The 21,293-nt window shown below is 36.7% G+C and carries 20 protein-coding genes and 3 tRNA genes; 10 read left to right on the top strand and 13 right to left on the bottom strand.

What is annotated here, in order from left to right; genetic code table 11:
- Positions 1 to 11 precede the first annotated feature (11 nt).
- Positions 12 to 398, top strand: coding sequence for a DUF3461 family protein (locus tag GTK47_RS06420; RefSeq protein ID WP_006535910.1), 387 nt, complete (start codon positions 12 to 14; stop codon positions 396 to 398).
- A 145-nt stretch (positions 399 to 543) separates the two neighbouring features.
- On the opposite strand, the gene GTK47_RS06415 is transcribed toward GTK47_RS06420, so the two are convergent.
- From GTK47_RS06415 to syd, 7 genes are all read right to left on the bottom strand, one after another.
- On the bottom strand, positions 544 to 987 hold the full coding sequence (locus tag GTK47_RS06415; protein WP_165122479.1) for a flavodoxin: 444 nt from the start codon (positions 985 to 987) through the stop codon (positions 544 to 546).
- A gap of 190 nt (positions 988 to 1,177) precedes the next feature.
- A complete protein-coding gene (locus GTK47_RS06410) occupies positions 1,178 to 1,369 on the bottom strand; it encodes a hypothetical protein (protein WP_165122478.1) in 192 nt (63 codons plus the stop codon).
- Between the two features lie 29 nt (positions 1,370 to 1,398).
- Positions 1,399 to 2,673, bottom strand: a complete 1,275-nt coding sequence (locus GTK47_RS06405) for a hypothetical protein (RefSeq protein WP_165122477.1) — start codon at positions 2,671 to 2,673, stop codon at positions 1,399 to 1,401.
- A 129-nt stretch (positions 2,674 to 2,802) separates the two neighbouring features.
- Entirely contained in the window at positions 2,803 to 4,248 is a 1,446-nt protein-coding gene (gene ptsG / locus GTK47_RS06400) for a PTS glucose transporter subunit IIBC (protein ID WP_165122476.1), read from the bottom strand.
- A gap of 302 nt (positions 4,249 to 4,550) precedes the next feature.
- Positions 4,551 to 5,315 carry a tRNA pseudouridine(65) synthase TruC gene (truC, locus tag GTK47_RS06395; protein WP_165122475.1) on the bottom strand — a complete coding sequence of 255 codons (765 nt, stop codon included), beginning with the start codon at positions 5,313 to 5,315 and terminating at the stop codon, positions 4,551 to 4,553.
- An 8-nt stretch (positions 5,316 to 5,323) separates the two neighbouring features.
- Complete coding sequence (locus GTK47_RS06390) at positions 5,324 to 5,647, bottom strand: YqcC family protein (protein ID WP_165126508.1); 324 nt, start codon at positions 5,645 to 5,647, stop codon at positions 5,324 to 5,326.
- A gap of 466 nt (positions 5,648 to 6,113) precedes the next feature.
- Positions 6,114 to 6,665: a SecY-interacting protein gene (gene syd, locus GTK47_RS06385; protein ID WP_165122474.1), complete on the bottom strand. Its 552-nt coding sequence runs from the start codon at positions 6,663 to 6,665 to the stop codon at positions 6,114 to 6,116.
- Positions 6,666 to 6,821: 156 nt separating this feature from the next.
- On the opposite strand from syd, the gene queF reads away from it, so the two are divergent.
- The 3 genes from queF (at position 6,822) to xni (ending at position 9,885) form a co-directional block, all read left to right on the top strand.
- On the top strand, positions 6,822 to 7,667 hold the full coding sequence (gene queF / locus GTK47_RS06380; RefSeq protein WP_165122473.1) for an NADPH-dependent 7-cyano-7-deazaguanine reductase QueF: 846 nt from the start codon (positions 6,822 to 6,824) through the stop codon (positions 7,665 to 7,667).
- A gap of 91 nt (positions 7,668 to 7,758) precedes the next feature.
- On the top strand, positions 7,759 to 9,126 hold the full coding sequence (gene ppnN / locus GTK47_RS06375) for a nucleotide 5'-monophosphate nucleosidase PpnN (RefSeq protein WP_098942000.1): 1,368 nt from the start codon (positions 7,759 to 7,761) through the stop codon (positions 9,124 to 9,126).
- A 6-nt stretch (positions 9,127 to 9,132) separates the two neighbouring features.
- Complete coding sequence (xni, locus tag GTK47_RS06370) at positions 9,133 to 9,885, top strand: flap endonuclease Xni (protein ID WP_165122472.1); 753 nt, start codon at positions 9,133 to 9,135, stop codon at positions 9,883 to 9,885.
- 130 nt (positions 9,886 to 10,015) lie between these two features.
- On the opposite strand, the gene rlmM is transcribed toward xni, so the two are convergent.
- From rlmM to GTK47_RS06355, 3 genes are read right to left on the bottom strand one after another with little or no spacing between them, the layout of a single operon-like run.
- Positions 10,016 to 11,113, bottom strand: a complete 1,098-nt coding sequence (gene rlmM / locus GTK47_RS06365; RefSeq protein WP_165122471.1) for a 23S rRNA (cytidine(2498)-2'-O)-methyltransferase RlmM — start codon at positions 11,111 to 11,113, stop codon at positions 10,016 to 10,018.
- Entirely contained in the window at positions 11,106 to 11,501 is a 396-nt protein-coding gene (locus GTK47_RS06360; protein ID WP_036913817.1) for a DUF423 domain-containing protein, read from the bottom strand. The genes rlmM and GTK47_RS06360 overlap by 8 nt, the downstream gene beginning before the upstream one ends.
- Positions 11,502 to 11,544: 43 nt before the next feature.
- Positions 11,545 to 12,465: a transcriptional regulator GcvA gene (locus tag GTK47_RS06355; RefSeq protein WP_023582728.1), complete on the bottom strand. Its 921-nt coding sequence runs from the start codon at positions 12,463 to 12,465 to the stop codon at positions 11,545 to 11,547.
- Between the two features lie 663 nt (positions 12,466 to 13,128).
- Here GTK47_RS06355 and csdA point away from each other — a divergent pair.
- Together csdA and csdE are read left to right on the top strand one after the other, a co-directional pair.
- A complete protein-coding gene (csdA, locus tag GTK47_RS06350; RefSeq protein ID WP_165122470.1) occupies positions 13,129 to 14,340 on the top strand; it encodes a cysteine desulfurase CsdA in 1,212 nt (403 codons plus the stop codon).
- 5 nt (positions 14,341 to 14,345) lie between these two features.
- Positions 14,346 to 14,798 carry a cysteine desulfurase sulfur acceptor subunit CsdE gene (gene csdE / locus GTK47_RS06345; protein WP_165122469.1) on the top strand — a complete coding sequence of 151 codons (453 nt, stop codon included), beginning with the start codon at positions 14,346 to 14,348 and terminating at the stop codon, positions 14,796 to 14,798.
- A 752-nt stretch (positions 14,799 to 15,550) separates the two neighbouring features.
- On the opposite strand, the gene tcdA is transcribed toward csdE, so the two are convergent.
- Positions 15,551 to 16,390, bottom strand: a complete 840-nt coding sequence (gene tcdA, locus GTK47_RS06340; RefSeq protein WP_165126505.1) for a tRNA cyclic N6-threonylcarbamoyladenosine(37) synthase TcdA — start codon at positions 16,388 to 16,390, stop codon at positions 15,551 to 15,553.
- A gap of 110 nt (positions 16,391 to 16,500) precedes the next feature.
- Positions 16,501 to 17,595, bottom strand: coding sequence for a murein transglycosylase A (mltA, locus tag GTK47_RS06335; RefSeq protein WP_165122468.1), 1,095 nt, complete (start codon positions 17,593 to 17,595; stop codon positions 16,501 to 16,503).
- Positions 17,596 to 17,887: 292 nt separating this feature from the next.
- On the opposite strand from mltA, the gene GTK47_RS06330 reads away from it, so the two are divergent.
- The 3 genes from GTK47_RS06330 to GTK47_RS06320 all read left to right on the top strand — a co-directional run bounded on the left by GTK47_RS06330 (position 17,888) and on the right by GTK47_RS06320 (position 18,170).
- A tRNA-Met gene (locus GTK47_RS06330) sits at positions 17,888 to 17,964 on the top strand.
- A 30-nt stretch (positions 17,965 to 17,994) separates the two neighbouring features.
- A tRNA-Met gene (locus GTK47_RS06325) sits at positions 17,995 to 18,071 on the top strand.
- Between the two features lie 22 nt (positions 18,072 to 18,093).
- A tRNA-Met gene (locus tag GTK47_RS06320) sits at positions 18,094 to 18,170 on the top strand.
- Positions 18,171 to 18,383: 213 nt separating this feature from the next.
- On the opposite strand, the gene amiC is transcribed toward GTK47_RS06320, so the two are convergent.
- Positions 18,384 to 19,646, bottom strand: a complete 1,263-nt coding sequence (gene amiC / locus GTK47_RS06315; protein ID WP_165122467.1) for an N-acetylmuramoyl-L-alanine amidase AmiC — start codon at positions 19,644 to 19,646, stop codon at positions 18,384 to 18,386.
- 240 nt (positions 19,647 to 19,886) lie between these two features.
- Here amiC and argA point away from each other — a divergent pair, with 240 nt between their 5' ends.
- The gene (argA, locus tag GTK47_RS06310; RefSeq protein WP_165122466.1) at positions 19,887 to 21,221 is read left to right on the top strand and encodes an amino-acid N-acetyltransferase; all 1,335 of its coding nucleotides are present in this window, start codon (positions 19,887 to 19,889) and stop codon (positions 21,219 to 21,221) included.
- Positions 21,222 to 21,293: the final 72 nt, after the last annotated feature.

Genomic DNA, 21,293 nt, shown 5'->3' with positions numbered 1-21,293 from the left:
GGTGCCAATATATGTACGATAATTTAAAAAATTTAGGGATCCCGCATCCTGAAGATATTGACCGCTATACCCTGCGCCAAGAAGCTAACAACGATATTTTAAAAATCTATTTTCGCAAAGATAAAGGTGAATTCTTTGCAAAAAGTGTAAAATTTAAATATCCACGCCAACGTAAAACGATTTCTGATGGTCAGTCAGGACAAGGTTTTAAAGAAGTAAATGAAATCAATACTAACTTACGTTATGTAATTGAAGAATTAGATCAAATTTGCCAACAAGACCAAGTAGAAGTCGATTTAAAACATAAAATCCTAGACGACTTGCGCCATCTTGAGCATGTTGTCGCAAATAAAATTGCTGAAATTGAAGCTGACTTAGAAAAGCTAACTCGCCGTTAATAACAGGCAATTTTAGCTAATATGCATGTTAGGTTTATAAAAAACACCGCTTATTTACTGTATAAAACAGCAACAAGCGGTGTTTTAAAATCAAAAATATTATTCATTATTTTGTTAACCAACTAATTATTGGGTTATTTTTTATTTAATCTAATAACTTAACCCAGTTTTCAAGCCAATCTATTGCAAATACTTCTGGCTCTGCGACATCCATACCGTCTATTTTTAATATTTCACCAATACGCTTTGCTTGGTGCTCTTGTAATAACTCATCAAACTTCATTCCCGCACCACAAAAGTAGTCATAGCTGCTATCACCTAATGCAATTAGACCGTAGCTTAGGTTGGGCTGATATCCCACATTATCACGCAGCTCATGAAATAAAGGTGCAATGGTATCAGGTAGATCACCTTGCCCAGTACTTGACGTTATCACAAGTACTGTCGAATATTTTTCCCAATCCGCAAGTGTACCTTCTTCATAAACTTTAGCTTGGTGTTTATGTTCAAGTAAAATACGTTGAGCTTCTTCAGCAACGGCTAATGCATTACCGTAAACTGTACCTACAAAAATGCCAATTTTAGCCATAATGATTACCTACTTTATGCGGTTTAAAATTCAATAAATTTAGTGTGTCTAACATATAGAAAATTAATCTTTATCTCAAGCTTCAGTGTCTTTAATTACTTAACCTCATCCTTAAATTCACTAGAATAAATAAAATACTTATTATATTTTTATTAACAACATCTTAATTATCAATAACTCCTTTATGCCTTTATTTAACAATAAGCATGTTGAAAATTTTATTCCATTCTTTTCTTTCTTTTGAAAAAAGCCAAAGAATATCATTTTTAGGTTTTGATTCTTTTAAAGTTTTTGTTATTAATTTATTAGCCCACTCAGGTAGTTTTCCATCTTTAAAATCATCGCTATTCAATATGACATTTAAACTCTCGTGCATTAGCATTATATTGCCATGCGCTTTATTATTGATATCTAGTCGTTTTTGATATGATTTGGGAAAAAGAAACTTATATGCTTTAGAAAAAAAACATTATAATTCTCTCGATCATTATTATTAATAAAAAGTACTGAAGCTATTTTATTAATATCTAATAAAATATTTTCTTTTGGTATTTCACTATTAATCCCAGTAGTGTATTTTTTCAATTTATTATCTAAACTTCTTAACAGTGAAATTTGTCTACCATTAATCGATTCAACAAAAATAAAATATTTATTTTTTATACATTTTATTTTTTCCAAGCTAGATTTTAATTTCTTTAATTTATCAACCCCATTTATTTCCTTCATTAAATTTAATCCACTAACAATAATTATATCATTATTAAATTCCGCTTCCATTGCTATTAATATATCAACATTTATTTTAGATAAATCATTATATTCTAAAAGATCAACAAGTTTATTTATTGCTAAGGTTGCATCAATTATTTTTTTATTATTAATTCTTATTTTAGAAGATAATTCATTTTCAAGTAATTTAATTTCATCTTGAACTTCTTTAATTTCATCTTGAACTTCTTTAATTTCATCTTGAGTTTCTTTAATTTCATCTTGAGTTTCTTTAATTTCATCTTGAGTTTCTTTAATTTCATCTTGAGTTTCTTTAATTTCCTCCTCCATTTTCATAATAGACATATTACATCCATAAAAACCAACATTATTATTTTTAGATAAAGATAAATTAAAAAACCTATTCCCTTTATTACTCTTATTATCTAAATTCTCATTAATATCATCTAATTTGTAAAACTTACCATTATGATTTATAAAACTATTTATAATTGGATTTTTATCATTGAAGACCACTCCCTCAAAAGAGTTTGTATTATAAATACCCATTCTCATTTTAGTACAAACTCTTTCCTTTTTTTTATAAGAAAGTAATCCATTAAATATTTTTTCAACATCACCAATATCATTAATGTTTTTCACACTAATTATTTTATCTTTATTATCAAAAAAAGCCTTAACACCTCCTAAGTTAATCCTTTTTTTTAGTTTTTCTATACGATTTTTATTTTCACCGTGATTAGTATATTTATCAATTGAATTGTCTAATTCTTTTTTTATATTGCTTAATAAGAACTTTTTATCTTTATTAGCAATAAAAACATCATCATTTCCTTTTTTAAAAAAAAGTGAAATACTATTTTTATCAAACTCAATGCTCTTTCTATTTTTTTTATCACTTATATCTGTTATGGATAATAAAAAACTTCTATGACTATCTATGAAGGTTGACATGATATCTCTCCACTCTGTTTAATACTTAACAGAATGCCATATCCAGTATCAATATTATTGCAATAAAAAAGCACTCCCTATTTTTATATGGGAGTGCTTTATGATTTGATATTACAATCAATAAGTTATTTATTCAGCACTATCTAAAGACCTTATATATTCATCCATTTCAGTTTTTAGATTATCTGACTTAGGACCAAAAATAGCTTGAATACCAGAGCCGACGACCACAACACCAGCAGCACCCAATCGTTTTAATTCTTCACGATCAACTTTCTCAATTTCTTTAACACCAATACGTAAACGAGTAATACAAGCATCCAAACTACTGATATTGTCTTTACCACCAAACGCGGCAACTAAAGATTGTCCCATGGCACTTTTATCCACTTGTTTCGCGTTTTTATCTTCCACTTCTCTACCCGGTGTTTTCAGGTTTAGTTTCACGATTAAGAAACGGAAAATAGAGTAATAAGTTATCGCGTAAAGTATGCCAATAATCGGGAACAAATACAGTTTGCTACTGTTGCCACTTAGTACGATAAAGTCAATTAATCCATGAGAGAAACTTGTACCATCACGCATGCCTAACAAGATACAAATAACAAATGCCAAGCCTGCTAAAATCGCGTGAATAACATAAAGAATAGGTGCAACGAACATAAATGAGAATTCGATAGGTTCAGTGATCCCTGTTAAGAAGGCAGTTAATGCCGCAGAAATCATAATACCGCCCACTTTTACACGATTCTCAGGGCGTGCTGAATGCCAAATCGCAATGGCAGCAGCAGGTAAACCAAACATCTTGAATAGAAAACCACCTGATAACATACCTGCAGTTGGGTCACCAGCCATATAGCGAGGAATATCGCCGTGGAAGACTTGTCCTGCACTATTTACATATTCACCCACTTGCATTTGGAACGGCACGTTCCAAATATGGTGTAAACCAAATGGCACTAATCCACGCTCTACAACACCATAAATACCAAAAGCAACAGCTGGGTTTTGATATGCAGCCCACTCAGAAAAATGTTGAATTGCTGTACCAATAGGAGGCCAAATAAAGGCTAAAATAATCCCAACAAAAATAGCGATTAAGCCTGAAATAATAGGAACAAAACGTTTTCCTGCAAAAAATCCTAAATACTCAGGTAATTTAATTCGATAAAAACGGTTAAACATCGAAGCGGCAATAATACCAGCAATGATCCCCCCTAACACCCCTGTATCAGTAAGGTGTTGAGCCTCAATTTCTGCTGGAGTTAAACCTAAAACCCAAGGAGCAACCACAATCATGGTTTTAGACATGATACCGTAAGCGACTACAGAGGCCAGTGCTGATACCCCGTCATTATTGGTAAAACCTAACGCAACACCAATAGCAAAAATAAGTGGCATATTAGAGAAAACCGAACCACCAGCCTCTGCCATAACTTGGGAAACAGAAGAAGGGATCCATGAAAGATCAGCGGAACCAACCCCTAATAAAATACCGGCAATAGGCAGTACAGATACCGGTAACATCAAGGACTTTCCGATTTTTTGTAAAACAACAAATAGGTTTTTAAACATCAAGCAGACTCCCGGAGTGTGGGTTTTTATATGTTGTAAGTTTTTATTTGTTTAAAGTAGTATGGGTTTTATTTCATAAACTTATCTAATGATAAGCTTTATTTATTTCACATCATAAAATAAATCGCTTAATGAATACATGATAGCTGTCACGTTTCAAAACATGTGATCAGATCAATTAATAGAATTATATATTTTACAAATAGTTAAAATAGACTATAAATTTGCGCAAACTATCAAGACTTAAGTAAAAAAGCTTTGATAGTCACGAATTGAAAGTAATATTTGAAATAAGAAAGGAATTAAAAATGATGAGCTAAATCTTCACCATACTGCTCTAATTCAGGCCTTAATCCACGCCAACCAAATTGATTAATAAGGTGTTGCCAAGGCAGATCCCATTTAGCTGTTAAGCTAAGTGGTTGCAATGTAATTGGATGAATTAAGTTTAGATGGCTTGCATGTAACATCAAGCGATGGGATTGAAAATGATTTACAACACCACGGTTTTGACGTAAATCGCCATGAGCGGTATCACCAATAATTGGATGTCGAATATGAGACATATGGCGGCGTAATTGATGCTTGCGACCCGTTTCAGGGCGTAACTCTAATAAACTAAATCGAGATGTAGGGTAGCGCCCAATCGCAACCTCTTTTTCGACAGTTCCTAATGGCTGGCAATGCGTTACACAATCTTGAATTTGTGGTGGTTGAGTTGCAAATTTATCTGCAATTTTATCGAGTTCTTCGACTAAAGGGCTATCTATAACAGATGCCTCTTCAACGTATCCTCGAACAACAGCATGATAAATTTTTTCTGTTTTATGTTGTTCAAAAGATTGAGAAAGTGCTCTAGCGACATCAGAAGAAAGTGCCATTAATAGAACACCTGAAGTAGGTCTATCTAGACGATGCACAGGGAAAACATGTTGCCCTATTTGATCTCTTAGTGTCTGCATGACAAACACTGTTTCATGTCTATCTAGCCAACTGCGGTGAACAAGCCAACCCGCAGGTTTATTCACCGCAACAAGATGTTCATCTTGATAAATAATATCTAGCATTATCGGCCTTACGATTTAAACATTGCGTCGAGTTCACGCAAATGATTGAGTAAATCAGTAACATCTCGACTCTTATCTTCTTTAAATGCTTCTTCGTAATAAGGTGCGATTGAAAATGCATTAGGTAATGGCATATCGCTTTCAATCATCGATGACAACCGCGGAATTAATACCCACTGTAACCATTCATGAGCACTCATAGTATCAATGCAGAAAGGCTCAACACTTTCAAATGCTTGTTCAGTAGGTGATTCTAGTTGCCATAGCTCAATGTTCTTCATCTCTTCTTCAATCAAGAGCAATTTCGCTAAAATACGTTGTTCTGGTGTCATCATTTATCCTTTATATAAAACTTACGAATAAGGATAACATTGGGATGGAATAGCAGAAAACAAATAAAAAAATAAAAGGAGCCGAAACTCCTTTTAGACAAGAAAAATAGTTGTCTGTACAACACGTGCGTCCAAGCAAGACCGTTTTTATCTATCCCTGTGATTAAGTCCGTATCCACATTAATGGAAATATCCTATTTCCTGTGTCCTTGATTACTCTACATTTTATCGGTCACCAAGCAGTCCCTTAGCTGGTGGACGTAGAATGCCAATAATTGATTAGTTAAACAACCCACAAAACAAAAACAATTAAAGAGCCATAACTATAAATAAAAACAATAAGTTAATAACTTATTGCTCTACTTAAATAAATCAATTTTATTTTTATCAGTGACATCTTTTTGATAAAAACACACACACTTTTTTGTAAGATATATCTCACAAGAAAAAAGGTTTATAGAGTACGTCAGTCATTATATACAGCGACTAATTCTGATAGAAAAAGAGATAAATTTTCAGCTAAAACTTCTCTTTTCTTTTTGCCGAAAGTTTCAAGAATGACTTCACCGGAAACATTACACACGGAAATTATTTCATTTTCTGAATCTGTGGTACCAATAAATAATGTGGGTGTAAGTTTTAAACGTTTTTGTGTCACTAAATGACCAATAATATTTTCTTGTAAGCGAATAAAGTCTTCTTCACTCCACACTTGGATCAAGCTGAAATCTACCTCTCTAAAACGAACTTGCATATCACCAGCATACTGAGTGGTAAAATAATCATGCAATTCAGGACGAATAATAATTCCCATTGCTTTTTCAACTTTTTCTAGTTTATCTGTTCCTACAAAAGGCTGTGGTAACCAGTAAACAACTTCATCTCCTGTTCTTGATATACAAATAGAAGGAACACCATAAAGATCTTCACTTGCAGGAGGTAAACCTGATTTTTCTTGCCATAAATCAACATATTTTTGCGTAAAGGTTTTTAATTCAGAGGAGATGTTTTCAGTCATGATTGTCTGTTTTATCTATTTAAATAAAAATTTCCTTTATGTTACCTGATTATCTCACTAATTCAGAGCATCAAAAATAAAGCATTCATATACTATTGATGTTTCAATAGTATAATTAACCTTCTTTTATTTTCAGTTAAAGTTAGGATGTAAGTTATGTCTTTATATCAAGGTGATAAATCTCTTGAAGCATTATCTCTGGGCAAAGAGACTCAATATCATGATCAATATGATGCCGGATTATTGCAAGGTGTACCACGTAGCCTAAATCGAGATTCACTCTCTTTAACTGCTGAAAATTTACCTTTTCATGGTGGTGATATTTGGACTATGTATGAACTCTCATGGCTTAATAGCAAAGGCTTACCACAAGTTGCTATTGGTCATGTTGAATTAGATGCAACCACTGAAAATCTTATTGAATCTAAAAGCTTTAAATTATATCTCAACAGTTTTAATCAGACTCGTTTTGAAAGTTGGGATATCGTCGAAGAAACCTTACTTAAAGATTTAACGACTTGTGCTAAAGGCAAAGTTAATCTGACCATTTATCCACTTTCGCATTTTACATCACAACCTATTGTTGATTTTGCTGGAGAGTGTATTGATGAACAAGATATTGAAATTGATAATTATCAGTTTGATGTGCAATGGTTAAACGAATCGACAACCGATAAACAAGTTGAAGAAACCCTTGTCAGCCATCTGTTAAAATCAAATTGCCTGATTACCAATCAACCAGATTGGGGATCAGTCGCTATTCAATATAAGGGTAAAAAGATTGATCGTGAAAAACTACTACGCTATTTAGTTTCATTTAGACAGCACAATGAATTTCATGAACAGTGTGTTGAGCGAATTTTCCACGATATCATGCAATTATGTGCGCCAGAAACATTAACTGTTTATGCAAGATATACACGACGCGGTGGATTAGACATCAATCCTTGGCGTAGTAATTGTGAGTTTGTTCCAGAAATTAGTCGATTAGCCAGACAATAACGGGAATAATGCCTGTATGTTAATATGATCTGTGTTATACCAAGATCAGTTGCACTTCAGTTTGTTATTTCAGGAGAAAAAGGAGTCCTACGTGATAACTCATGTCAGCCCATTAGGTTCCATGGATCTGCTTTCACAGCTAGAAGTTGATATGCTAAAGAGAACCGCAAGCAGTGATCTTTATCAGCTGTTTCGCAATTGTTCTCTTGCTGTTCTCAACTCTGGTAGCCTTACTGATAGTAGTAAAGAACTGTTATCTAAATACCAAGATTTTGATATTAACGTACTACGCCGTGAACGTGGCGTAAAACTAGAGTTAGTCAATCCTCCTGAAGACGCCTTTGTTGACGGAAAAATTATTCGCTCACTACAAGCTAACTTATTTGCAGTGCTTCGTGACATATTGTTTGTTCATGGTCAGATCACAACCGCAGAGCGTGATCTTCACCTGAACTTAGAAAATAGCACCCATATCACTAATACTATTTTCTCGATTTTGCGCAATGCACGAGCCCTTCATATTGATGAAGATCCTAATATGATCGTTTGCTGGGGAGGCCACTCAATCAATGAAACTGAGTACCTTTACGGCAGAAAAGTAGGTAACGAATTAGGGTTACGTGAACTCAATATCTGCACAGGTTGTGGACCCGGTGCGATGGAAGCACCAATGAAAGGGGCTGCGGTTGGTCATGCTCAACAACGTTATAAAAATAGCCGTTTTATTGGTATGACAGAGCCTTCAATCATTGCAGCTGAGCCACCAAATCCATTAGTTAACGAACTGATTATTATGCCAGATATTGAAAAACGTCTGGAATCGTTCGTTCGAATTGGACACGGGATTATTATTTTCCCAGGTGGTGTAGGGACAGCGGAAGAATTACTGTACCTGCTTGGTATTCTTATGTCACCAGAAAACCAAGATCAAGTATTACCACTGATTTTAACCGGCCCTAAAGAGAGCGCGGACTACTTTAATGTATTAGATGATTTTATCGCGAATACATTAGGCGACGAAGCTCGACGCCATTACCAAATTATTATTGATGATGCACCTGAAGTTGCTCGTATCATGAAAAAATATATGCCTTTGGTAAAAGATAATCGTCGCAGTACTGGTGATGCTTATAGCTTTAACTGGTCAATGAAGATCAATGCTGATTTACAGCTTCCTTTTGAACCAACACATGAAAATATGGCATCACTTAACTTAAGTACCGATCAATCACCTGAAAAATTAGCGGCTGACTTACGTCGTGCGTTCTCGGGTATTGTTGCAGGTAACGTAAAAGAAGTGGGTATGAAGGCGATTGAAGCTTATGGTCCTTATAAAATTCATGGTGATCGTGAAATTATGCGTCGCATGGATATTTTATTGGCGGGCTTTGTTGAGCAACATCGTATGAAACTTCCGGGTGGTACAGCTTACCAACCATGTTACGAGATTATCAGCTAATTTATTATGATACATTTGCTGATTATTGATGCTTTAAACCTGATCCGCCGCATTCATGCGGCATCAGGTTCTTCCTCCTGCCAGACTGTGTGTGAACAGAGCGTCAACCAACTGCTTGGACACACACAACCTACTCATGCCGTAGCGGTCTTCGATGAGGATGACAGAGACGGTAGTTGGCGACATCAGCTCTTACCTGATTATAAAGCGGGTCGCACGCCAATGCCTGATGATTTGCGACAACAATTACCTGAAATTAAAGCCATGTTGCTTAATTTAGGAATACAGAGCTGGCACTCGGGTGGTGATGAAGCAGATGACGTGGCAGCTACATTAGCAACCAAAGTGGCGAGTGCGGGTTTTCGAGTCACGATTATCTCAACGGACAAAGGCTATTGCCAATTGCTTTCGCCCTCTATTCGTATACGTGATTATTTTCAACGGCGCTGGTTAGATTTAGAGTTCATTAGAGCTGAATTTGGTGTCGAACCATCTCAACTTACCGACTATTGGGGATTAACGGGTGTAAGTAGCAGTAAAGTGGCAGGTGTCCCCGGTATTGGGCCGAAAAGTGCCACCGAGCTTTTACAAATTCATCCAGATCTAGAATCGCTTTATCAACATATTGATGATGTCCCTACTAAATGGCAAAACAAACTTATTACCCATAAAGAGTCCGCATTTATCAGTCGAAAAATCACCACATTACGTACTGATATTCAATTAAACGGTAATCTACAACAATTACGTTTAAAATAGCTAAGTTCCCAATCATCAAGATTCAACTCACTGATATTTTTAAATAACTAGTCCATTAAAAAAGGCGAAGCTTATAAATAGAAGCTTCGCCTTTTATTGTCATCAATAAATCAATGTGCTTTAAGCGTTTTTAGAATTCACGGTCTGGTCGATAAGCAGCCCAAATATTTTGGATATGAACCGTGATCTCTTCTCTATCATGATAAAGATGCTTAGCTTGGATCTTAACGTTAATCCCTTTTTCCCCCAACTCCGACTTTATTTTTTCAAGGATATGAGAAACTTCCTCATAACGCTTTTTCATTGGCAGTTTTAGGTTAAAGATAGCTTCTCGACACCATTCATTAGCAATCCAAGTCGTCATTAATGCAGCAACTTTAGCTGGCTTCTCAACCATATCACAAACAAGCCATGTGATATTTTTAGATGTAGGTTCAAATTTAAAACCATCAACTTGGTGATGACGAACTTGCCCTGTATCCATTAAAGATTGTGCCATTGGACCATTATCAACAGCATGTACCATCATACTGCGTTTCACTAATTGATATGTCCAACCGCCGGGGCATGCACCTAAATCGACCGCTTTCATTCCGCTTGCTAAACGCTCTTCCCACTCGTCATAAGGAATGAAGATATGAAATGCTTCTTCAAGTTTTAGTGTCGAACGACTTGGTGCATCTGATGGGAATTTTAATCGAGGAATCCCCATGTAAAATGCAGAATTATTGAAACTATAAGAATAGCCAACATAACAACATCCCGGCGCAATAAAAAACACATGGATAATAGGACGGCTAAAATTCTCAACTTTCAGCAAAATTTTCTCATTACGTAAATGATTACGTAATGGCACCGTAAATTTACGGCAGAATTTTAATAATTCCTTGCTTTCGTTAGTGTCTGCGACTTCCACTCGAAGTTCACCCGCTTTTTCAACAGCACCTTTTAGCATTCCAACAATCGGTGTAATTCTATCTTCTGGCGGTAAATCTTTAAGTAATTCACCTGTTACAAACATCTGACGAGCAAAAATTAATTCACGGAAATTCACTTCTCGCGCGATCTTGTCTGCATCACCTTCTTGGTAGCACTCAAAGATCACATAACCACTTCCCTCTTTAACACGAGGAAAACCGTAAACGCCGATTTGACCTGCTTTATCCGTAATCTCAGCCGCGCACTCTTTTTCAAAACCTTGGCGACAATATAATGCAACTTTATTCATGGCGAGACGCCGGTGCCCTTAGACGCAAAGCGCCAATAAAAATTAAAGCCCAACCAATAAGAAAACTAAATCCACCAATTGGCGTAAAATAAGATAATAATCTAACTTGTGTTAGTGCCATACAATAAAGGCTACCACTGAAAAGTAGAATACCAACACCAAAGAAAATACCCGCCCAATAAAACCATAAAATAGTTTTACGCATTAACATTGCCGCGATCCCGACAAGTAATAAGGTATGGACGATTTGGTAGCGCATCGCTAACTGAATATATTCCCAATGTTGTGGCGATAAATGAGGTGCTAGCTTATGAGTTGCAAATGCACCAAAAGCAACATAAAAGAAGCCACTAATCGCGGAAAACATAAGCAATGTACGACTATTCACTGTTTATTCCTTCCTATCTAGAAGATATTTGCCAATCGCAATATTAAGATGATGTCAGTAAACCCAGCTTTTCTTGCTCATTCGCTGCTTGAGATAAAATCCATTGGCGAAAAGCCGCAATTTTACCCAATTCAGCCTGGCTATCTTGGCAAACTAAATAAAATGCATTTTTACTAACAAGGACATCTGGAAAAGGTCTTACTAATCGACCTGATTCTATTTCACTACGTGCCATTACATTATTAACTAATGCGACACCTTGTCCATGTACAGCGGCCTGTATCACCATTGAACTATGGCTAAAAATAGGCCCTTGTTGCACATTAATCTGATTTTGTATCTCTAATTGACGTACATACGCTTGCCAATCTCGACGAGATGTATCATGCAGTAGTGTATGATAAATCAGATCGGATGGGGTTTTTAGTGGTTTTTCACCTGTAAGTAAAGATGGCGCACAAACAGGAATTAAATATTCCGCATAAAGACGGTCTGTACGTAACCCTGTCCAGTTTCCTCGGCCATAAAAAATGGCTACATCAACATCGTCAGCCAGCTTATCTTCTTCTCGATCAACAGCCTGAATTCGCACATCAATCCCAGGATAAGCTTGGTTAAATCCAGATAATCGTGGTACTAACCATTGAATAGCAAAACTTGGAGAAAGGCTAACGGTAAGTGCACCTTTCGCGCTTCGAGCTAATAATTTGCGAGTTGCCTCGTTAATTGATGAAAAGATTTCTTTAATGTCGAGGTAATAACTTTGCCCTTCTTCTGTTAATAAGAGAGAGCGATTGCGCCTTCTAAATAATTTTAGCCCAAGGAATTCTTCTAATGTTTTAATTTGGTGGCTCACTGCTGCTTGTGTCACAAATAATTCTTCAGCGGCTTTAGTAAAACTTAAATGACGTGCCGCTGAATCAAAAACCCTAAGCGCATTTAATGGCGGTAAACGTTTAGACATATTCGGTTCTTAAACCCCTATTTTGGCTATTAGTAGACCCTAACTTTCATCATTAGTTTTTTTTATGCGAAGCATTATAAATTGTCCCTTGATGATTAGCCAGTAAATACCTATAGTAAGCGCACTTCCTAAGCCGGAACGAAAAGTTGTGTAGTAGTAATACTGCAAAACTTTTGGCTTTGTGGTTGTGATGTTGTGTTTGCAAGTTGTCTGGAAATTCCAGACTTAGTAGCTGATGCTACTGTTTTTTTTCACTTCCTGTACATTTACCCTGTCTGTCCATAGTGATTTTATAGTGCACCGCCAAGGCGGTGCTTTTTTTATTCCCTATTTTTCTCTATTTTTTGATTACTCACATACTCTGTTTTGATGTTTTCATCCATTTTTTATAATGGACTTATCATCATTATTCTAAAAAAATTCACCTCGATTTATCCAAAATAAATTTAAACAAGAAAAAATAGGATATTAATCTGATCTCAGTGATTTTTTATTGAGTGAACTTTCACCATCTTAATCGTGTTATTATGGGCACAATGAGCCAGAAAAAACGGATACTCCTAGGTTTCCGTTATAAATAAATATAATTAACCGTATAATCTATACGCCCTATTTTTAACAACAAATCACGAAAATTTATTCGTCTACCAATACAGCCTAACTATGAACGTATTTTCACCTGATTTATTTCGACAACAATTTCCTGCTCTTAAAGAAAAGACTATTTATCTCGATAGTGCAGCAACAGCATTAAAGCCTCTCGCCATGATAGAAGCCTCAGATGCGTTTTATCGCTATAATTTTGCAACAGTTCACCGTAGCCAATATCAACATGCTAAAGAAACAACACAACAATATGAGGCGACGCGTCAACAAGTTGCCGAATTAATCAATAGTACTGATAGTGATACGATTATTTGGACAAAAGGCACCACAGAATCACTCAATTTTATTACTCAAGGCTATTTTCGTCCGCGGTTACAGGCAGGTGATGAAATAATTGTTAGTGAGCAAGAACATCATGCAAACCTTATACCTTGGTTGATACTGGCAGAACAGACAGGCGCACGCGTGATCCGCTGGGCAATAGAGGATAATTTTCTACCTTCAATTGATAGCTTAAATGCTTTAATCAATAAACGGACACGAATTGTCGCTGTTAGCCAAATGTCGAATGTAACAGGCGCTCAAATCGCATTAGATAAAGTGTCTCATTGTGTTCATCAATATGATAATTGCTTACTGGTTGTCGATGGTGCACAAGGTATTGTTCATCAGCCAACAGATGTCACGGCACTCAATATCGACTTCTATGTTTTTTCTGCTCACAAACTTTATGGCCCTAATGGATTAGGTATTTGTTATGGTAAACGCGAGCTTTTAGAAGCGATGGCACCTTGGCATGGTGGTGGAAAAATGCTAACTAACGCAACATTTGATGGCTTTTCTCCAGCCCCTATTCCTCAGCGTTTTGAAGCTGGAACACCTAATATTGCAGGTGTTATTGCATTTTCAGCCACATTAGCATGGTTAGAAAAACAAAATATGCATCGTGCTAACCAATACGCTCTTGAGCTTGCAGATGAAGCTGAGAAGCGCCTCAGTGAGCTAAATGGGTTTATCAGTTACCGAGCTGCTAACTCATCGGTGGTTTCTTTCAATTTCGAAGGTGTTCATCATAGTGATTTAGCCACATTAATCGCAGAGAAAGATATTGCATTGCGCACAGGGCAACACTGCGCTCAACCTCTTATTGATTCATTAAATATTTCAGGCTGTTTACGCATTTCTTTTATGCCTTATAATCAACACACTGATATTGATGCCTTTATTAATGCCGTTAAATTTGCTCTATCACTCTTAAAAGATGAATAATAGAAATGAATAACAACACACCTCTGCTTGCAACTCAGCACCCATTTGGTCATGAAATTACCTTAGCTACCTTGCTTGAGGATTTCCAAAAATCAAAAGCATGGGAAGACAAATACCGCCAATTAATTCAACTCTCGCGTAAATTACCTACATTACCAGATGAATTAAAAACAACAGAGAAAGAGATCAAAGGTTGTGAAAATAGAGTGTGGCTTGGTGTCGAGTTAAATAATAACGGCAAATACCATGTTTATGGCGATAGTGATGGTCGTATTGTAAAAGGCTTACTGACTATTATTTTAGCCGTTGTTGAAAATAAAACGGCGCAAGAAATAGCTGATATCGATATGTTAGCTATTTTTGATCAATTAGGATTGGCTAATCAAATTAGCCAATCTCGCACTGACGGAGTGAATGCGATTATCGCACGATTAAAATCACTCACCTCTCAATCATAACCTTAGCTGAGACTCAAGATCTCTAATAAGTTAATACATAACAAGTCGATACTCTAAATAATTCAAGTCACAGCTAGGCGGCAAGTAAATGAGTCGCTAGAAACATATAACCTGTGATTAAAAATAAAATTCATTAATAAGTTAATATGTAACAAGTCGATACTCTAAATAATTCAAGTCACAGCTAGGCGACAAGTGAATGAGTCGCTAGAAACATATAACCTGTGATTAAAAATAAAATTCATTAATAAGTTAATATGTAACAAGTCGATACTCTAAATAATTCAAGTCACAGCTAGGCGACAAGTGAATGAGTCGCTAGAAACATATAACCTGTGATTAAAAATAAAATTCATTAATAAGTTAATATGTAACAAGTCGATACTCTAAATAATTCAAGTCACAGCTAGGCGACAAGTGAATGAGTCGCTAGAAACATATAACCTGTGATTAAAAATAAAATTCATTAATAAGTTAATATGTAACAAGTCGATACTCTAAATAATTCAAGTCACAGCTAGGCGACAAGTGAATGAGTCGCTAGGAGCATACATAAGTATGTGACTAGTGCGAATGAACGCCGTCAACAAAGCTGTGGCTTGAAGTATGACGAGTATCATGAGTATGTGGCTAGTGCGAATGAACTCAGTCAACAAAGCTGTGGCTTGAAGTATGACGAGTATCATGAGTATGTGGCTAGTGCGAATGAACTCAGTCAACAAAGCTGTGGCTTGAAGTATGACGAGTATTCGTCAAACAACGCTGTGGCTTGAAGTATAACGAGTATCATGAGCACGCTGCACCTTCGCTAGCATCTTCTTCAGCGCATGAGACACCGCAATAAAACCAAATGACGCCGTTACCATCGTTACGGCACCAAAACCAGCTGAACAATCCATTCTTTTTACGCCCTCAGCCGTACTTTTTGCTGCGCAAACCGTACCATCCCCTTGTGGATAAACCAATTGTTCTGTTGAGAAAACACAATCTATTCCTAGTTTTCCTTTACTATTTTTTACGACATTAAAATCAGATTTCAAACGCTCTCTTAATTTAGCCGCGAGGGGATCTTGAATTGTTTTTGCTAAATCAACTACTTGAATTTGTGTTGGATCAATTTGCCCACCAGCACCACCTGTTGTGATCACTGGGATTTTATAACGACGGCAGTAAGCTAATAATGCAGCTTTTGGTCTTACACTATCAATTGCATCGATGACATAATCAAAGTTGTTATTCATCATTTCAGCGACGTTATCCACCGTGACAAAATCATCAACGCTTGTCACTTTACATTCTGGATTGATTTCTAAAATACGCTGTTTCATCACTTCACATTTAGGTTGGCCCACACTCTCTTTCAGCGCATGTATTTGCCGATTAGTGTTAGTCACACACACATCATCCATATCAATTAAGGTGATAGCACCAATACCACTACGAGCTAATGCTTCAGCAGCCCAACTGCCGACGCCGCCTATACCCACGACACAGATATGAGCCTGAGCAAAATAAGACAACGCTTTTTGCCCATAAAGTCGCCCTATTCCAGAAAAGCGTTGTAAATATGAATCTGATAATGAATTTTGCATAATGCGATAACAACCTAAATAACAGAAATAATCATGGCTATTAATATCAATAGCCATGTCGTTTGCATAATTTTACCGTTAATAACGAACAGATAAAGAGTAAATCGTTTTTATAACGAAGGGTTTAATGAGTTAAGCTGTGATTTTTTTAATACCCAAACACGCCCATAGTGATTATAAAAACCTGCCATATGGCCCGCATCTTTACCAATTCCATGATAAATATCGAAATGATGCCCTTTAATTGCACCACCTACATCTAATGCCACCATTAAACGCATTTGATATTCACCTGTAAAATTACCTGCATTATCAAGTACAGGAATTTCAGCCAATAACACCGTTCCTGCTGGAATAATGCTTCTATCTGAAGCCACAGAGGCAAGTGCAACAAGTGGGATAGCACTAGCACCTCTAACTGGTGTAAAAGGCTCTGGTTTGAAAAAAACAAATGATGGGTTTTCTTCTAATAATTTTCTCACTTCAGCATCATTGTGCTTATCAGCCCAATCTCTAATCGCAAGCATAGACATATCTTTTCTTTCTACTTCACCATTATCAATAAGTACTTTGCCAATACTACGGTAAGGGTGACCGTTTTTACCTGCATAACCAAAGAAGGTTAAAGGTTTCCCATCGCCAAAATCAACATAGCCGCTTCCCTGAACTTCCATCATAAAGTTATCCATAATGGAGTTACTGTAAGCAGCAATTAAAGATTGGCTTAATGCACCATTATAAATAGCAGCACGGGAAGGCAATTTTGAACGACTGTTAGCAGGCATTTTATAAAGAGGGTATTGAAACTCACCTTGTGGAGTTAAACGAGCTTCAAGAACCGGTGTGTAATATCCTGTAAATTGAACATTTCCGTACTTATCAACCCCTTCCATTTGAAATGCAGAAAGATTGAACTGACGTAATTGGCGTGTATCTGCACCAGAGCGAATCCAGTTTTCAACCGCCTGATAAGTCTCTTTATTGCTATTGTACAAGCGAGATGATGTTTGATTTATCTGACTTACTTGTTGTAAGTAATCAGGGCCATTAATGGGTGTACCTTGCGTATTTGGCGAACTTACCTCAATGAGATCTTGTTTAAGCTTTCCATCTTTATACTGTTGCCCTTGCTCTGTTGGACGATGACATCCTGTCAAGGCAAGCGCTAACATACCTAAAATTAACGATTTTCGCCAAGTAACCATTTTGACCCACTTAATGACTAAATTTGAGTGTTGATTTTGACTTAGAAAGATACCAAAGCAAAATCAATAAAGATATTAATATACCGATTGCTAAGACTTTCTATTATCACCCAATCAATATGACTTTTAAACATCAAGTATATATTCTAAATACCTTGAAGTATGTCGAGTATAACTGCCTAAATTTACATCTTGATGTGTTATTTCTGACCGTTTTTAAAAGAAAACTGTAAAAATTTCATAAAAAACTTGCAACTCAGTAAATCCTGAGTATAGTGCCCCTCTGTGGAGACGCGGGGTGGAGCAGCTTGGTAGCTCGTCGGGCTCATAACCCGAAGGTCGTCAGTTCAAATCTGGCCCCCGCAACCAATTCACAAAGCAGTAAGTTATAGTATCAGTCGCGGGATGGAGCAGCATGGTAGCTCGTCGGGCTCATAACCCGAAGGTCGTTGGTTCAAATCCAGCTCCCGCAACCAATTCTATAAACAACAATTCAGTCGCGGGATGGAGCAGCATGGTAGCTCGTCGGGCTCATAACCCGAAGGTCGTTGGTTCAAATCCAGCTCCCGCAACCAATTTCTATTCAAAAATTCTTCTCATTTTTACTTCCCCTCTTAATTCACAAACCTAATCGTATCAATCTTAGATTTATTACATTAAATTTCTGTTATCTCAATAACGCATTGTATTGGATAGATTTATTGTGTTGAAAATACAAGAAGAGACTCCAATAGAAAGCGTATGATCTTGGCTTTCTACTGGAATATAAGAAAGGATATAGGAAAAAGTTAGCTACGGTCAGCTAATGTTAATTCACCACCATTAGCGAAATAAGCTTTGATCCCTTTGAAAATAGACTCTGCGATCTGTTGCTGGAATTTAGCGGTTTTTAGTTTTTTCTCTTCTTCGATATTACTGATAAAAGCCGTTTCTACTAAGATAGAAGGGATCTCAGGCGCTTTTAATACCGCAAAACCTGCCTGATCAACTTTATTTTTATGCAGTTTATTAATCCCACCCAATAACTTAAGTACTTCACTACCAAATTTTAGGCTGTCATTAATAGTCGCAGTTTGTACGAGATCGAGCATTGCATGGTCTACATAGCGATCGCCACTTTTACTCACCCCACCAATTAAGTCAGACTCATTTTGTGTTTGAGCAAGATAGCGCGCTGTGTTACTGGTTGCGCCCGTTTTTGATAATGCAAAAACAGAAGAACCTCTTGCAGAGCGGTTAGTAAACGCATCAGCATGAATAGAAACAAATAAATCTGCCTGCATTTTTCTCGCTTTAGCAACACGTACTGTCAATGGAATAAACACATCTTCATTACGTGTCATATACGCCTTCATTTTGGCGTCTTTATCAATAAGCGTTCTTAAGCGACGAGCAATTTGTAAAACCACATCTTTTTCACGTGTTTTATACTTACCAATTGCACCCGGATCTTCCCCACCATGACCAGGATCGATCATGATAATAATGGGTCTATCTCGCCCAGCTCTACCCGGTTTGCGTGTGTCGGTTTGTGCTGGTACAGCTTGTTGTAAATCACCGTCGTTATATTCACGTAATAGCGCTAAAAGAGGATCGTCTTCCGTGTCAGCACCATGGCTTGGGTAGAAATCTAACACTAAACGGTTTTTAAATTCAGCCACAGGTTTAAGCGTAAACATTTGCGGTTGTACAGGCGTTTTTACTTCAAATACCAGTCGTACTGTTTTAGGTGTATTTTGACCAACGCGAATAAGTTTTAAATAGGGATCGCTAGTCTGAACCTGATTAGCGACACCTTTCAGTACGCTATTAAGTTGAATACCTTCTAAATCCACCACAATACGTTCAGGATTTGATAATGCAAACTGACGATATTTCAGTGGCGTACTGGATTCTATAGTCACGCGAGTATAAGTCGAGGCAGGCCAAACCCTCACAGCAACAATAGATGCTGTGGCAGCAAGGCCAACAGGACTAACACTTAACAATAATAACGCGCCAATTCCTTTAACAAGACGACGACGAGTTTGATTGTGCTCAGAATGACTCATGAAAATATTCCAAAAAAACGATTAACGTCAATAAACTCTAAAAAGAGATAAAAAAAGTTAAGAACGAAAAACTTTACCCAATCCACACTTCACTGTCACTTAAAAACAGCACAATTACTCACTTTTACACGAATATTCTGCCTTCAGGGAAAACAATAAGATAGGATTTTACTTGCCATTTCCCTCTAAAAAGAATAAAAATACATTAAATGCGAATAAAAATTCACTTGAGAGGGTTTTATGAAAGAGCGTAGCACCGAATTGGTCGATGGATTCCGCCACTCGGTTCCGTATATTAATGCACATAGAGGCAAAACATTTGTCATTATGTTGGGTGGTGAAGCCATTGCTCACGAAAACTTCCCATCTATCATTAACGATATTGGGTTGCTACACAGCCTAGGTATTCGTTTAGTGGTTGTTTATGGTGCTCGCCCACAAATAGATACTGCTCTTGAGGTGCAAAAGGTATCGCCGATTTATCATAAATATACGCGCATTACAGATAGCAAAACCTTGGAAGTTGTTAAACAAGCTGCGGGTACATTACAACTCGATATTACGGCTCGCCTATCAATGAGTTTAAGCAATACGCCATTACAAGGCGCGCATATTAATGTTGTCAGTGGCAATTTTGTGATTGCTCAACCATTAGGGGTTGATGATGGTGTTGATTATTGCCATAGCGGAAAAATCCGTCGTATCGATGAAGAAGCTATTCATCGCCAATTAGACAGTAATGCCATTGTATTAATTGGCCCAGTTGCGGTATCTGTGACAGGTGAAAGTTTTAATCTCACTTCAGAAGAAGTCGCAACACAGCTTGCTATAAAGCTTAAAGCACAAAAGTTAATTGGTTTTTGTTCATTCCAAGGTGTTGTCGATGAGGAAGGCCACATTGTTTCTGAACTATTACCTAATCAAGCTGAAGATAAAATTCGAGAGCTACAAACGGAAGGTGATTACCATTCAGGTACAGTAAGATTCTTACGAGGAGCAGTTAAAGCCTGCCGTCGTGGTGTAGAACGCAGCCACTTACTAAGTTATCAATCTGATGGTGCTCTTATTCAAGAATTATTCTCTCGTGATGGTATTGGTACTCAAATCGTTATGGAGAGTGCAGAGAAAGTTCGTAGAGCGAATATTAATGATATTGGTGGCATACTCGAACTTATTCGCCCATTAGAACAACAAGGTATTTTAGTCAGACGTTCAAGAGAGCAATTGGAAATTGAAATTGACCAATTCACCATTATTGAACGCGATAATATGACTATTGCATGCGCAGCACTCTATCCTTATCCATCAGAAAGAATTGGTGAAATGGCTTGTGTTGCAGTACACCCTGATTATCGCAGCTCTTGTCGTGGTGAAGTTTTACTACAGCGTATTTCAGCACATGCTAAGCAATTAGGGTTAGAAAAGCTGTTTGTTTTGACAACTCGTAGCATACACTGGTTTCAAGAAAAAGGATTTGAACCGGCTGAAATAGATAAGCTACCGATTGAAAAACAAGCACTTTATAATTACCAGCGCCGTTCTAAAATTTTGATTTTAGATTTACATAAAGAGTAATTACCAAATATAAAAAAAGACAGGTATCCCTCTCAATGCCTGTCTTTTATTATTTTTATTTTCATTATCAAT

Source organism: Proteus sp. ZN5 (assembly GCF_011046025.1).
Classification (GTDB): Bacteria; Pseudomonadota; Gammaproteobacteria; order Enterobacterales; family Enterobacteriaceae; genus Proteus.
Note: the sequence above shows the minus strand (reverse complement) of the source record. Positions and strands in the feature narration are given on the sequence as shown.